15 protein-coding genes are annotated in these 14971 nt (G+C 51.3%); 7 read left to right on the forward strand and 8 right to left on the reverse strand.

The features are described 5' to 3' along the window. Positions 1-14: 14 nt before the first annotated feature. The 4 genes from GQ52_RS02415 (at position 15) to GQ52_RS02430 (ending at position 2658) form a co-directional block, all read left to right on the forward strand. Positions 15-356 (forward strand): hypothetical protein, encoded by a 342-nt coding sequence (locus tag GQ52_RS02415; RefSeq protein ID WP_047514832.1) that lies wholly within the window; start codon positions 15-17, stop codon positions 354-356. 18 nt (positions 357-374) lie between these two features. After that, complete coding sequence (locus tag GQ52_RS02420; protein WP_047514834.1) at positions 375-1253, forward strand: DUF692 domain-containing protein; 879 nt, start codon at positions 375-377, stop codon at positions 1251-1253. After that, positions 1253-2014, forward strand: coding sequence for a DUF2063 domain-containing protein (locus GQ52_RS02425; RefSeq protein WP_047514836.1), 762 nt, complete (start codon positions 1253-1255; stop codon positions 2012-2014). The genes GQ52_RS02420 and GQ52_RS02425 overlap by 1 nt, the downstream gene beginning before the upstream one ends. A gap of 176 nt (positions 2015-2190) precedes the next feature. After that, complete coding sequence (locus GQ52_RS02430) at positions 2191-2658, forward strand: MarR family winged helix-turn-helix transcriptional regulator (protein WP_029512308.1); 468 nt, start codon at positions 2191-2193, stop codon at positions 2656-2658. A 64-nt stretch (positions 2659-2722) separates the two neighbouring features. Here the strand turns inward: GQ52_RS02430 and GQ52_RS02435 are convergent, their stop codons facing one another. The 3 genes from GQ52_RS02435 to GQ52_RS02445 form a co-directional block, all read right to left on the reverse strand. Next, positions 2723-2908, reverse strand: a complete 186-nt coding sequence (locus tag GQ52_RS02435) for a DUF1289 domain-containing protein (protein WP_019881368.1) — start codon at positions 2906-2908, stop codon at positions 2723-2725. Positions 2909-2960: 52 nt separating this feature from the next. Then, on the reverse strand, positions 2961-5693 hold the full coding sequence (gene secA, locus GQ52_RS02440; protein ID WP_047514838.1) for a preprotein translocase subunit SecA: 2733 nt from the start codon (positions 5691-5693) through the stop codon (positions 2961-2963). Positions 5694-5828: 135 nt separating this feature from the next. Continuing rightward, positions 5829-6761, reverse strand: a complete 933-nt coding sequence (locus tag GQ52_RS02445; RefSeq protein ID WP_047514840.1) for a M23 family metallopeptidase — start codon at positions 6759-6761, stop codon at positions 5829-5831. A gap of 96 nt (positions 6762-6857) precedes the next feature. On the opposite strand from GQ52_RS02445, the gene GQ52_RS02450 reads away from it, so the two are divergent. Together GQ52_RS02450 and GQ52_RS02455 are read left to right on the forward strand one after the other, a co-directional pair. Beyond that, entirely contained in the window at positions 6858-7304 is a 447-nt protein-coding gene (locus GQ52_RS02450) for a DUF721 domain-containing protein (protein WP_024929446.1), read from the forward strand. Between the two features lie 163 nt (positions 7305-7467). Further along, complete coding sequence (locus GQ52_RS02455; RefSeq protein ID WP_047514844.1) at positions 7468-9498, forward strand: sodium-translocating pyrophosphatase; 2031 nt, start codon at positions 7468-7470, stop codon at positions 9496-9498. 65 nt (positions 9499-9563) lie between these two features. On the opposite strand, the gene ppa is transcribed toward GQ52_RS02455, so the two are convergent. The 4 genes from ppa to gap all read right to left on the reverse strand — a co-directional run bounded on the left by ppa (position 9564) and on the right by gap (position 12571). Further along, a complete protein-coding gene (ppa, locus tag GQ52_RS02460; RefSeq protein WP_019881361.1) occupies positions 9564-10112 on the reverse strand; it encodes an inorganic diphosphatase in 549 nt (182 codons plus the stop codon). Between the two features lie 71 nt (positions 10113-10183). Continuing rightward, positions 10184-10480: a YkvA family protein gene (locus GQ52_RS02465; protein WP_024929444.1), complete on the reverse strand. Its 297-nt coding sequence runs from the start codon at positions 10478-10480 to the stop codon at positions 10184-10186. Between the two features lie 27 nt (positions 10481-10507). After that, on the reverse strand, positions 10508-11407 hold the full coding sequence (locus tag GQ52_RS02470; RefSeq protein WP_047514847.1) for a phosphoribosylaminoimidazolesuccinocarboxamide synthase: 900 nt from the start codon (positions 11405-11407) through the stop codon (positions 10508-10510). 102 nt (positions 11408-11509) lie between these two features. Continuing rightward, positions 11510-12571 (reverse strand): type I glyceraldehyde-3-phosphate dehydrogenase, encoded by a 1062-nt coding sequence (gene gap / locus GQ52_RS02475; protein ID WP_047514850.1) that lies wholly within the window; start codon positions 12569-12571, stop codon positions 11510-11512. Between the two features lie 146 nt (positions 12572-12717). On the opposite strand from gap, the gene GQ52_RS02480 reads away from it, so the two are divergent. Next, complete coding sequence (locus GQ52_RS02480; RefSeq protein WP_024929442.1) at positions 12718-13707, forward strand: sensor domain-containing diguanylate cyclase; 990 nt, start codon at positions 12718-12720, stop codon at positions 13705-13707. Positions 13708-13746: 39 nt separating this feature from the next. Here GQ52_RS02480 and GQ52_RS02485 read toward each other — a convergent pair whose 3' ends face one another. Beyond that, the gene (locus GQ52_RS02485) at positions 13747-14940 is read right to left on the reverse strand and encodes a phosphoglycerate kinase (RefSeq protein ID WP_047514853.1); all 1194 of its coding nucleotides are present in this window, start codon (positions 14938-14940) and stop codon (positions 13747-13749) included. Positions 14941-14971: the final 31 nt, after the last annotated feature.

Genomic DNA, 14971 nt, shown 5'->3' on the forward strand with positions numbered 1-14971 from the left:
AAAAAGGAAGCAACATGACGACACATAAAATGGCTGTGATTACTGGTGCAGTAGCGTTATCCATTGCAGCAGCAGCCCATGCAGGCAGCAATCCGTTTGAATTGAAAACACTGGGCCAAGGCTACCAGGTAGCAGATGCAACTGACAGCAAAGCCAAAGAAGGTAAATGTAGCAGCGGAAAATGTGGGGCAAACAAGCAGAAAGCGAAAGAAGGCAGCTGTTCAGCCGAAAAAATGAAGGAGGGCTCTTGCCATCATGACAAAGCCAAAGAAGGCTCTTGTTCAGCAGACAAGATGAAACAAGGCAGTTGCTCAGCTGAAAAAATGAAAGAAGGCGCCTGCCACGCCAGCAAGTAATCGTCGGCAACCATATTCATGGCACAGCTATCGGACATTCGCGGTGCGGGCCTGGGGCTAAAGCGTGAGCTGCTGCCCCAGCTGATGCAGCAATATGGTCAGCCATTGCTTGCACAGTTGCAGTTTCTGGAAATCGCCCCCGAAAACTGGATTCAGGCCGGTGGTAAATATGCTGCCGAACTGGACTGGTTGGCCCAGCATTACCCGATAGCCTGCCATGGCTTATGTTTATCGTTGGGCGGGCCTGACCCACTCAATGTCAGCTTTCTCAAGCAGGTCAAACAGTTTCTGGCTGATTTTGAGATTCCCCTCTATACCGAACATTTAAGCTATTGCAGCGATACTGCCAATGGCTATATTTACGATTTACTGCCCATCCCGTTTACCGCAGAGGCGGTTAAATATGTGGCGCAACGTATCCGTCAAACCCAAGACATTCTGGAGCGCCGCATTGCAGTAGAGAATGCCTCATTTTATGTGGCAGCCCCTATCTCCGAGATGGATGAAATCAGCTTTATCAATGCTGTACTGTCCGAAGCCGACTGCGATTTACATCTGGATATTAATAATGTCTATGTAAATAGTGTCAATTTTGGCTTTGACGCCTATGCCTTCCTGGAGCAGATTCCGGCCGAGCGTATTGTGTATGGTCATATGGCAGGGCATTTGCAAGTCGAACCAGATTTACTGGTGGATACACATGGCGAAGCGATTATCGACCCGGTGTGGCAGCTTTTAACATATGCCTATAACAAGCTGGCTGTGTTCCCGACCTTGCTGGAGCGTGATAGTCATATTCCCCCGCTGCCTGCCCTGATGCAGGAAGTCGACCGCATCGCAATCTTGCAACAGCAAGCAGAGCCCGCCCGTACACAGAACGTGCATAAGGTAGCCTGATGCCTGCATTTCAAACATACCAAGCGGCATTTACTGCCCACCTGCGGCACCCGGCCCGGCATGCCAAACCGACAGGGGTCAGCGATAAGCGCATGCGTGTCTACCGTGAAATCGTGTTCAACAACTTTGAGGCCAGCGTCAGCGCCTGTTTTCCGGTGCTACGTGACATTCTGGGACAGCGCCGCTTTAGCAAACTGGTGCGGCAGTGTTTCTTTTCACAGCAATTTAACAGCCCGCTGTTCAAGGATATTCCCGGCAGTTTTGTCGCTTTTCTGCACGCAGAAATACCAGCGGACTTGCCCGCCTACACCGCGCAACTGGCGCACTACGAATGGATAGAGCTGCTACTTGGTCAGCAAGTGGATGCCGCGCCGGCTGATTCAACTGTCGAACACTTTACGCAAGGGCATGCACTGTTGCATCGCGTTGTGCAGTTGTGTGGTGTGCACCAATTGTTGCATTACGATTATGCGGTACACCTGCTCTCAAAAAAACAGAATACGGTTGAGACAATACCTACGTTTTTACTGGTGTATCGTACGCCCGAGTTTAAAGTCTGTTTTATCCAGCTCAATGCGATCACCTACCAACTATTGCAACAGTTGCAAACACAAACGGCCACCTCACATCACCATCTGCTGCAATTAGCGCAAACAATCCCGCATTTTTCCTCCGAGGCTGTCATCGAATTCGGCTTAGAAACGTTACTCTCTCTTCATCAGCAACAAGCTATCACAACCGATAGCCTGCGATCGAAATAGTCACAAAAATAAGACAGACCGGTCTGCCAAACTGGGCTAGCGTTTGTGGCTAAAAACGACTTTTTTGTCTAAAACCACCGATAGAAACGGGAATTTTTATCGCGATAAACATAGCGAAGCCATGTTATCTGGTGGAAACTGGTAAAATGAACATAAATATTTACATTAAATTAATCATGCAAAACTCACTCGCAAAAGAAGCTTTAAAACAATTTCGAATTATTTTCGGTACCGTCAGACAACATTTTAGAGAAATTGAAGCTTCGTGCGGCATCTCAGGTTCACAGCTTTGGCTCTTGCATGAAATCGCTACTCATCCAGAATTAGGGGTCTCCCGCCTGGCAGAAAACCTTGCCATTCATCAATCCACCTGTAGCTTACTGGTAGAAAAACTGGTCAAAAGACAATTGGTCGAAAAACAGCGTCTGAGCCAGGATCAACGCAAAGTCGGGCTGATTGTGACCGAAGCGGGCCACGCTGTGCTGTCCAAAGCACCCAAACCGGTCGATGGTATTTTGCCGCAAGTACTGGCCACCCTGGACACCGATTCTTTACAAAGCCTGAACGCCTCACTCAAAATGGTGATCGGTAAACTGGACGCACAATCGAATACCTTGGGTGATCAGCCACTCGCAGATCTATAGCAACATCCGAATATAAAAAAGCCGGCGATTGCCGGCTTTTTACTTTGTTACTTGAGGCGAGTCACTATTCACCAAATACCGCAGCTTCACGCGCATTAGCCAGTTTGATCACTTCCGCTTTACCCGCGCGATCAAGATCCCACCACTGGCGGATTTCGTCTATGGTTCTAAAACAGCCCTGGCAAAAACCGTTACTGTCATCAATACTGCATACCCCGACACACGGGGATGGAATTTCCTGATCTGACATATTGAATCCCTTTCGCTGCCTAGTTCAATGCAATGTTAGTTCAATACAATGGTTAGCTTAATGCGCCATGGCAGTTTTTAAAACGCTTGCCTGATCCGCACGGACAAGGATCATTACGGCCAACACGCACGCCTTCTGGCAAGCCCTGTGCTGGCTGTGCTGCATCCCCGCTATTGGTTAATGCAGAGTCATAATCTGTGTGCTGATATTGCAAGTTGCCCACATCCGCCGCACGCATGGCCTCTTCGGCACGGCGCTCTTCCTCTTCCAGCTCTTCGCGAGAACGCACCTGCACCTGCATGGTAATCTTGGTGACTTCGCTCTTGACGGTATTCAGTAACGACTCAAACAACTCAAACGCTTCACGCTTGTACTCTTGCTTGGGGTTCTTCTGCGCATAGGAGCGCAAATGGATACCCTGACGCAGATGATCCAACGCTGCCAGATGTTCACGCCAATGGTTATCCAGGCTTTGCAACATGACTGCACGTTCAAAATTGCGCATATTGTCATTGCCAGCCAGGGCTTCTTTTGAGCCATAGCTTTCGTTAGCCGCATCCAGAATGCGCTCACGCAAGGTTTCTTCATGCAAGTCAGGGTTGTTTTCCAACCACTCAGCGACCGGCAAGCCGATGCTCAACTCATCCTGTAATGCTTGTTCCAGCGCAGGCACTTCCCACTGCTCTTCCACGCTGCCTGGTGGCACATGGGTATTAAACAGACTGTTAATCACATCCTCACGCATGGCACGTATGGTTTGACCCACATCGACCGACTCCAGCAATTCATTACGCTGCTCGTAAATCACCTTGCGCTGGTCGTTAGACACATCATCGTATTCTAGCAGCTGCTTACGGATATCAAAGTTACGGCCTTCGACCTTGCGCTGGGCGTTTTCAATCGCACGCGTCACCATGGCATGCTCAATCGCTTCGCCTTCCGGCATATTGAGGCGGGTCATGATCGCCGCCACACGCTCACCAGAGAAAATGCGCAGCAATTGGTCTTCTAAAGACAAGTAAAAACGGCTGGAGCCTGGGTCGCCCTGGCGGCCAGAACGACCACGCAACTGGTTGTCGACGCGGCGAGACTCATGGCGCTCAGTACCAATAATATGCAAGCCGCCTGCAGCCAGCACGGCATCGTGGCGCTGTTGCCACTCTGCTTTCAGCAGGGCGATTTTGCTTTCTTTGTCAGCATCGCTCAAATTGGCATCATTGCGAATCGCATGAATCTCACCTTCTGAGTTACCGCCCAACACAATGTCGGTACCACGACCGGCCATATTGGTCGCAATCGTGATCATGCCTGGACGGCCTGCTTCAGCAACGATGGTTGCTTCGCGCTCATGCTGTTTGGCGTTTAACACCTGGTGTTCCAGCTTGGCTTGCGTGAGCAATTGCGAAATCAGTTCAGAGTTTTCAATCGAAGTCGTACCGACCAACACTGGCTGGCCTTTGGCCTGGCACTGTTTGATATCTTCAATCACCGCTTTATATTTTTCTATGCCGGTGCGATAGACTTTGTCCATCGCATCCAAACGCTGCACCGGTCTGTGCGTAGGAATCACCACGGTTTCCAGTGCGTAGATCTGGTTAAACTCATACGCTTCGGTATCCGCCGTACCGGTCATACCACTCAGCTTCTGGTACATGCGGAAGTAGTTCTGGAACGTGATGGACGCCAGTGTCTGGTTTTCTTTCTGGATCGCCACGCCTTCTTTGGCTTCCACTGCCTGATGCAAACCATCGGACCAGCGACGGCCCGGCATCATACGGCCAGAAAACTCATCCACAATCACGATTTCATTATTGCGCACCACGTAGTGCTGGTCACGGTGGTAAAGATTTTGCGCACGCAGGGACGCATACAAATGATGCACCAGGGTAATATTGGCCGGCTCATACAAGCTGGAACCTGCGGTTAGCAAACCTGTTTGCTCCAGCAATTGTTCCGCGTGCTCATGGCCCGCTTCACTCATGGTCACGCTTTGCGCTTTTTCATCGACCCAGAAATCGCCTTCGCCGTCTTCCACTTGCTGGCGAACCAGTTGTTTGGCGACTTCGTTGATGGCGCCGTATAAATCAACGCTGTGCTCAGCCTGGCCAGAAATAATCAGTGGCGTACGTGCTTCATCAATCAGAATGGAGTCGACTTCATCCACCAGCGCATAGTGCAAAGGACGCTGTACGCGTTCCTCTTTACTAAACACCATGTTGTCACGCAGGTAGTCAAAGCCGAATTCGTTATTGGTACCGTAGGTGATGTCAGAAGCATAAGCTTGCTGCTTGGCATCGTGTGGCATTTGTGACAGATTGATGCCGACGCTTAAGCCCAAAAAGTTGTAAAGCTGCCCCATCCACTCCGCGTCACGTTTGGCCAGGTAATCGTTGACCGTCACCACATGCACGCCTTTGCCAGTCAAGGCATTCAGATACGTTGGCAGTGTCGCTACCAGGGTTTTACCCTCACCGGTGCGCATTTCGGCAATCTTGCCCGCATTCAGCACCATACCGCCGATCAGCTGTACGTCAAAGTGGCGCATGCCCAACGCACGCTTGCTGCCTTCGCGCACCACGGCAAATGCCTCTGGCAACAATTTTTCCAGAGACTCGCCATTGCTATACCGCTGTTTAAACTCTTCGGTTTTTGCACGTAGCTGCTCGTCGCTCAAGGCTTGAGTCTCTGGCTCTAACGCATTGATTTGTTTGACGGTTTGCTGATACTGCTTGACCAGTCGATCGTTACGACTGCCAAAAACTTTTTTAAACAACGAGGCTAACATGAGTCACACCGATTTCCGCATGTGCGGCGTTAAATTGAAATAGACCGAGATTGTATAAGATATAGAGGGGAATTGTCTCAATTATTGCACGTCGGCAAACATTCCCTTACGCATTGACTACTCCAGCGGCTTGCTTCAGGAATGGCTTCTGAGATATTCACGCGGATCTAGCGGATTGCCATTGAGACGAATTTCATAATGCAAATGCGGACCAGTTGAACGCCCCGTACTGCCAATCAAGGCAATTTTCTGCCCCTTCATCACGCGCTCACCGGATTTCACCAGCAATCTGGAATTGTGCGCGTAACGGGTTTCCAGGCCTGATCCATGATCAATTTTAAGCAGGTTACCGTAATCGGGTGTTTGCACAGCCGTGGTCACAATGCCATCCGCCGCCGCATACACTGGCATGCCAACAGAAGCGGGGAAATCCAGCCCTTCATGAAAAGCGCGATGCCCATTTAAAGGATCAATCCGCCAGCCGTAGCTGGATGAACTGTAAGCCGCAGCAACCGGGCTACTGTTAGGCAACATTTCGCGCAGCACACTCTTTTGCAACAATTTCGCTTCAATCTTGCCTTGATACTCATCCCTGAAATCCAGGTCCGCAGACATTTGCTCAATCGTGGCTTTCAAGTCCTCTTCGCTTAACGGCGAGTCCTTGACCAGCGGTCCGCCCTGGCCCAATGAATCACTGACCGGTGGTTCAGTCGCGGGCACTTCATTCACTGGCGTTCTTTCATTAATTGGCTCTGCGGTCGATTTAACCCCGGCCAATTTTGACAAGCGCTGGTTCTGCGCATCCAGACGCAAAATGCGCGCCTGCAACTCGCCAATTTGCTTGGCATAGGCATCAAGGTGATTCTGGGTAGACAACATGGCGCCACGCAAATGCGGTGGCAACATGGCTTTCACGCCTTGCGACTTGATCACTTGCTGCGGCGTAATAAACAATAAGATCAATACAACAGGCACCAGGATCAGCGCCAGGAGCAAGCCAAGACTTTCAAACACACCCAGTGTTTTTGGCTTGGCCATTTTTTCTGAAACAATAATGATATTAATCATGCTAAGAACTCTCGCTATTCACCGGCTAGCAATGATGACCCAACGCTTTCTGGCCTGGTGGTGTACAATATTCACGCATTCTGTGGACAATCCGCCATGTTCAAAATCAATCAGATTTTCAAGCATCATCACGATCTCAAGCCGCTGTTACAAGAAGCGGATGATAGGCAGCAATTACAGCAATGCTGGTCAGCAGTTGCCCCGGAATTCTCCAGGTTTTCGCATGTACTGGCGCTACATGATGGTGCACTGACGATTGCCGTACAATCAGGCGCAGCGGCCAGCAGAATCAAGTTAATGGAAACCCAACTCCTGCAAAAAATCCGGGATTTTTGTCAAAATTCCAGGAAAATCAAAGGCTTAAACCTTAACGCAATTAAGGTCAAAGTGCAAGTAAAATCTCGCCCGCAAAGCAAGCATAAACGCATCAAAGCCCCTTCAAATCGCGCTTTAAACACACTCGAAGCCTATGCTAACGAAGCCAACAATCCGGCTCTGGAAGCTGCTTTACGCCACTTTATTGACCAGCAACGCGACGACTGAGTGACGCTTTTTCCGCCCTCAAAATAGCCCTGAAAACGCGCTTGTAGACGCACTTTAATAGTGCAATAATGGCTCAACCTGTTACATTTTATTTACAAATTGAGTAGCAGGGTTTTAAGCAGTCATTACGTTTAACGCAGTTTCATCAGGAACAGGAGAAGTCATGTCAGTCGCATTAATGTTAGCGCTCGGTGCTGCAGTGTTGGCGGTGCTCTATGGCGTAGTAATGAGTCAATGGATTTCAGGGTTACCCGCAGGCAATGCCCGCATGCAGGAAATTGCCGGGGCTATTCAACAGGGCGCAGCCGCCTATTTATCCCGGCAATATAAAGCCATCACACTGGTCGGCATCATACTGGCTATCTTGATCGGCTTATTTTTAAGCCTGCAAACCGCTATCGGTTTTTTAGTCGGTGCGATCTTATCAGGCGCTTGCGGCTTTATTGGCATGAATGTGTCGGTCAAAGCCAATGTGCGCACAGCCCAGGCAGCCACCCAAGGTATAGGTGCAGCCCTGGATGTGGCCTTTAAAGGCGGTGCGATTACTGGCATGCTGGTGGTCGGCTTGGGCCTGCTGGGCGTCGCTGGCTTTTACAGTTACCTGGGTGCAGAACAAGCGACCGACCTCAACCCACTCATCGGCCTGGCTTTTGGCTCTTCGTTAATCTCCATCTTTGCACGACTGGGTGGCGGCATTTTCACCAAAGGCGCAGATGTCGGCGCTGACCTGGTGGGCAAGGTTGAAGCCGGTATCCCGGAAGATGACCCGCGCAATCCGGCCGTGATTGCCGATAACGTCGGTGACAATGTCGGCGACTGTGCCGGTATGGCCGCCGACCTGTTTGAAACCTATGCCGTGACGCTGATCGCCACCATGGTGCTCGGCGGGCTGATGGCCGCAGAAGCAGGGGCTAATGGTGTGATTTACCCCTTGCTGCTAGGTGCGGTCTCCATCGTTGCCTCCATTATTGGCTGCTTCTTCGTCAAAGCCTCACCCGGCATGAAAAACGTCATGCCTGCACTGTACAAAGGCCTGGCCGTCGCTGGCTTGCTGTCACTGATCGCGTTTTACTTTGTCACGCAATATGTGTTTCCGCAAGGCTACACCCATGGCGAAGTGACCGTCTCCAGCCAGGCATTATTTGGCGCGTGCGCGGTAGGTTTGGTCTTAACTGCTGCCCTGGTATGGATCACCGAATACTATACCGGCACCGATTACGCGCCAGTGAAACACGTGGCACAAGCCTCAACCACCGGCCACGCCACCAACATTATTGCAGGCATAGGCGTGTCCATGAAGTCGACTGCCCTGCCGGTCATTTCGGTCTGTATCGCTATCTATGTGGCATTTCACCTGGCCGGTCTTTATGGCGTAGCGATTGCTGCCATGGCCATGTTGAGCATGGCAGGCATTGTGGTCGCGCTGGATGCATATGGCCCGATTACCGACAATGCTGGCGGCATCGCCGAGATGGCCGAGTTACCGAGTAGCGTGCGTGATGTCACCGATCCATTGGATGCTGTGGGCAATACCACCAAAGCCGTGACCAAAGGCTATGCCATTGGCTCAGCTGGGCTGGCTTCATTGGTGCTGTTTGCCGATTACACACACAAACTGGAAAGCGCAGGCATTACCGCCAGCTTTGATTTAAGCGACCCGAAAGTGATTATCGGCCTGTTTCTTGGCGGCCTGATTCCCTTCCTGTTTGCCGCCATGGCGATGGAAGCCGTTGGTCGTGCCGCAGGCAGCGTGGTTGAAGAAGTGCGCCGCCAGTTCCGCGAAATCAAAGGCATTATGGAGGGTACGGCCAAACCGGAATATGGCAAAGCAGTGGATATGCTGACCAGCGCGGCGATCAAAGAAATGATGCTGCCTTCATTGCTCCCCGTCGCTGCCCCCATTCTGGTGGGATTATTTCTGGGCCCGGTCGCACTAGGTGGCTTGCTTATGGGCACGATTGTCACTGGCCTGTTTGTCGCGATTTCGATGTGTACTGGCGGTGGCGCCTGGGACAACGCCAAGAAGTATATTGAGGACGGCCATCACGGTGGCAAAGGCTCTGACGCCCATAAGGCTGCCGTCACAGGTGACACCGTCGGCGACCCTTACAAGGACACGGCTGGCCCGGCAGTCAACCCATTAATCAAAATTATCAATATCGTGGCACTGTTGATTGTCCCACTGCTTCATTAACAGAAGCTATGCTTCAGCAAATAAAAAAGTCGGCCTAGGCCGACTTTTTTGACGCAGCGCTCACATTAAAACGCTGGCTTCACTTCTGCTTCGTTGTAACGTACCACGCCATCATTAATTTCCTGATGTGCATCTTCAATGCCGACCCAACCCTCGATCTTCACCCATTTACCTTTGTCCAGGTCTTTATAGTGCTCAAAGAAGTGGGCAATCATGTCCAAACGCCAAGGCGAAACATCGCTCAATGTTTTCTGGTAGGCATACAGGCCACATACTTTTTCAATCGGCACTGCCAGCACTTTAGCATCACCACCGGCTTCGTCGGTCATTTTCAACATGCCTAAAGCACGGCAACGTACAACGACGCCTGGCAATAATGGCACTGGCGTAATCACCAGCACATCTACCGGGTCTCCATCATCGCCCAGGGTGTGTGGAATATAGCCGTAGTTACATGGATATTGCATGGATGTACCCATGAAACGATCCACAAACAGCGCACCACTTTCTTTATCTACTTCGTATTTAACCGGGTCGCCGTTAGCCGGAATTTCGATAATGACGTTAAAGTCGTGGGGCAAATCCTTGCCGCTTGGCACCAAATTCAAAGACATCTTCTCAAACCCATTTCAACAAAAAAGCGCCATTATAGGCGAATAATATGAACATTTGCTGTCAAACAGCACTATTTTTGATCCGGCACAAGCGGCACAGAATCGCGACACGCCTGCCGCACCGCGACTGGCGTCAACTTGAGTGCCAAGTAAAGCAATAATGGAATAATCACTAACTCATCCAACTGGCCGATCACCGGAATAAAGTCCGGAATCAGGTCAAACGGTAACACCAGATAAGCCAACGCCAGCCATAACAAGCCTTTGGCCAACGTGGGCGTCTGCGGATGCGCATGCAGTGCGCGGTAAAACGCAACCTCCTGCTTGAACCGGCTGGCGAGTGTCGCTAATTGTGCGCGAAAGCCCATAGTTGCAGTGAGTAATGGTTGCCGTGATTAATCGACCAGCAAGGTACGCCCAGTCAACTTGGCAAACGCTTCCATATATTTATCAGAAGTACGTTGCGCTACATCTGCCGGTAACTCAGGGCCCGGTGCGACTTTGTTCCAGCCGCAGCCCTCCAGCCAGTCACGCACATACTGTTTGTCATAACTGGGCGGATTGCTACCAATCTGGTATTGGTCCGCCGGCCAGAAACGGGAAGAATCCGGCGTTAAGGCTTCATCCATCACATGCAACACGCCATGCGCGTCGACGCCGAATTCAAACTTGGTATCAGCAATGATAATACCCTTGGTGCGCGCATATTCCGCCGCACGTGTGTACAAGGCAATGGCGGCTTTTTCCACCTGTGCCGTCAGGTCTTTGCCTATCAGCGCTTCCACCTGCGCGACACTGATGTTTTCATCGTGCTCGCCAACTGCGGCCTTGCTTGAAGGCGTGAATAGCGGTTTAGGTAATTGTTGCGCCAATTGCAGACCGGCTGGTAAAGGAATGTCGCAAACAGTGCCTTTGGCTTTGTACTCTTTCCAGCCACTACCGACCAGGTAGCCACGCACAATCGCCTCCAGCGGCAAGGCTTTGAGTTTCTTCACCACCACGGCACGACCTTTGACCTGCTCGACTTCATCCGGCGCGACCACAGACTCAGGCGCAATGCCAGTCAAATGGTTAGGCACCACATCCTGCAATTGCTCAAACCAGAAATTAGCCATTTGCGTCAACATGGCCCCTTTGTGCGCAATGCCGGTGGGCAAAATCACATCAAAAGCGCTTAAACGATCGGTACTCACCAGCAACATGGTGTGGGCGTCGATATCGTAAATATCACGCACCTTGCCCTGGTGCAGTTTTTTCAGGCTTTTGATGGAGGTTTCGAGCAAAGGCGCACGCATAATGTCTATCACACAAGTAAAAATAGCATTATAAATGCGCGACGCCGTTGCAGGCGAGTAAATTGTCTATCAACTCCAAACTGCCCAATTCCACACTCAGGATCAAGCGGCCTCAGCCACCTCTTCTTCCGCCGCTGGCAAATCTGTCATCGACAATTTTGCATAGCTCACGTAGCGGGTTAAACGTAACAAGTTGCAGGTATAGCCATATTCATTGTCATACCAGCCGATCAATTTGACGAAGGTCGGATCCAGCATGATGCCAGCCCCCGCATCGAACACACTGGCAGCCGGGAAACCGCGGAAATCGCTGGAAACCACGGGCTCTTCGGTATAACCAAGAACGCCTTTCAAATCACGCTCCGAGGCATATTTCATTACGGCGCAAATGTCTTCGTAAGTGGTTTTTTGCTGCAACTCCACGGTCAAATCGACCACAGACACATCGGCCGATGGAATCCGCATGGACATGCCAGTGAGTTTCTTATTGAGCGCCGGAATCACTTTACCCACCGCTTTGGCCGCCCCGGTACTTGAAGGAATAATGTTTTCAAATACGCCGCGTCCGCCGCGCCAGTCTTTGTTGGAGGTACCATCCACCGTTTTCTGGGTAGCGGTCGCCGCATGAATGGTCGTCATCAAGCCACGCTTGACACCAAAATGGTCATGCAACACCTTGACGATCGGCGCCAGCCCATTAGTCGTACAAGACGCCGCCGAGACGACATCTTCACCGTGATAATGATAGTGATTGACGCCGTAGACATACATGGGCGTATCGTCTTTGCCGGGTGCAGATTGCACCACAATGCGCGCGCCACCCGCAATATGCGCCGCGCAGGTTTCCTGGGTCAGGAAGACGCCAGTGCACTCGATCACCACATCGACCGCTTCCGCCCCCCAGTCAATGTCTGCCGGTTTGGTATGCGCGGTGAGGCGTATTTTCTTGCCATTAATGACCAGAAAATCGCCCTCTAAATGTGCGTCCTGTGCCAGCCTGCCGTGCACGGAGTCATATTTGAGCATATACAACATATGGTCAGGTTCTTCGATGCCGTTAATGGCCACGACCTCCATATCCTTGAACTCTGCCTGATTTAATGCGGCGCGCAACACCATACGACCAATGCGGCCAAAGCCGTTAATCCCCACCCTAATGCCCATTTTTGACTCCTTCGTCTCTGGATAGGAAAAAAACAAGCAATTTTGATGCTAATTTTCACCAATTAGCATTAGACAGGCGCGAAAGCCTTGAATAGAATAGAGTTGAATCTTTTGAATGTTGCAAGCAACTGGCCATCGGATATTTTGTGAACATCGCAGAACAATTACTGAGTGGTATCCTGGACACATTACCGCTGCAAATTGCAGTGATTGATGAGACCAGCAGCATTATTTACGTCAATCAGGCCTGGCGGAAATTCGGGCTACTTTACGGCCTGGACCTGGAAACAGACTGGTTTGGTATCGCTTACCTCGATCTCTGTCGGGCCAATGAAGACACCAATCAGCCACTATTAGTGGATGGTATTGAGCGCGTACTCAGCGGCTCAATCGAGCACTTCACGACTGACTATTTGTGTCACACGCCGACCCAGGAACCTACCTGGTTGACACTCAATTTGCAACCCATGCAAACCACGCTGGCGGACGGCAAGTTATTTTTACTATCACTGACCAACATCACCCACCACAAACAGACTGAAGACCGCATCTCGGCCCTCACCTTAACCGACCCGCTCACCGGCCTGGCCAATCGCCGCCGCCTGGAACAATTCATGCGTGATGAATGGTCGCGCGCCATCCGCCATCAGTCCAGCCTGAGCGTGATGATGGTCGATGCCGACCACTTCAAACAACTCAATGACAGTATGGGACATGGCGCGGGGGATGATTGCCTGCGCCAATTGGCGGGCATATTAAAACGTTACAGTAACCGCCCGGGGGACTTGGCCGCGCGTTACGGCGGGGAAGAGTTTGTCTTGGTACTGGGGCAAACCACACAGCAGGAAGCCGCTAAAATTGCCGAGCGCATCCGGCAGAAAGTCATGGCGCTGGATATCCGCTTCGCCGGTCATCGCCTGATGACCGTGAGCATCGGCGTTGCCTCACTGGGCCTTCAGCAATCGCAGTCACACAAAGAGCAGCATGCACGTAACCAGTGGCTTAATTTCAGTGAAGATGGCAACTTGCTGATTGAACAGGCCGATAAGGCTTTATATGTGGCCAAAAAACAGGGCCGCAATCGCGTTGAAGTCTACGATAAACACCATAGACTGACGGTCCCGCTCTCCGTTTAACCAACAACGTAGCGCGCAGACCGTCACCAGGCTTGAAGATTAAGCTGCGCGTTCTTCGAGAATAGCCACTGCTGGCAATGTTTTGCCTTCCAGAAACTCCAGAAAGGCGCCACCGGCCGTAGAAATATAAGACACTTTGTCATAAATATCATACTTCTGGATGGCAGCAATGGTGTCGCCACCACCCGCCAGCGTAAAGGCCTTGGTTTCGGCAATCGCTTTGGCAATCGTTTTGGTGCCTTCGCCAAACTGGTCAAACTCAAATACACCCACCGGGCCGTTCCACACCACCGTACCTGCTCTCATGATGATATCGACCAGTTCAGCCGCAGATTGCGCGCCAATATCAAAAATCATTTCGTCGGCAGCCACGTCGGTCGCTGGCTTTTTCATGGCAGGTTCATTGGCATCAAATTGCTTGCCCACCACTACATCCTTGGCAATCGGTACACAGGCGCCGCGCGCTTCCATTTTGCCCATCAGGCATTTCGCGGTTTCAATGAGGTCATTCTCGCATAACGATTTGCCCACTTCCTGACCAGAGGCTTTAAGGAAGGTATTGGCGATACCGCCACCAACCACCAACTGGTCTACCTTGTCGGACAAGCTTTCGAGCACGGTCAACTTGGTCGACACTTTGGAGCCGCCAACAATTGCCACCAGTGGACGTGCAGGCGCCAGCAAGGCTTTGCTCAGCGCATCCAGCTCTTGCGTCAGTAAAATACCGGCACAAGCCACTGGTGCAAACTTGGCGATACCATGCGTAGAAGCTTCGGCACGGTGTGCAGTGCCAAAGGCATCCATCACAAACACATCGCACAACGCGGCGTATTTCTTCGCCAGTTCATCGTTGTTTTTCTTTTCACCCACATTGAAACGACAGTTTTCCAGCAAAATCAGCTGGCCATCTTGCGTGGTCAGGCTGTCTTCAGGCGCATTTGGCGCCAGCCAGTTTTTGACCAGACGCACCGGCTGCCCCAACAACTTACTCATCACATCGGCTACCGGCTGCAATGAATTCTCTTCACTGTACACACCTTCTTCCGGGCGACCCAAATGCGAAGTCACCATCACTTTGGCGCCTGCCTTTAAGGCAAACTCAATGGTGGGCATGCTGGCTACAATCCTGGCATCACTGGTCACCACGCCGTCTTTCACCGGCACATTGAGGTCGGCACGGATAAACACACGCTTGCCACGCAAGTCGAGGTCGGTCATTTTGATGAATTTCATGAAGGTCTCCCTTGAGCGGTCGCCGCCGCTT

This window comes from Methylophilus sp. Q8, assembly GCF_000800115.1.
Classification (GTDB): Bacteria; Pseudomonadota; Gammaproteobacteria; order Burkholderiales; family Methylophilaceae; genus Methylophilus.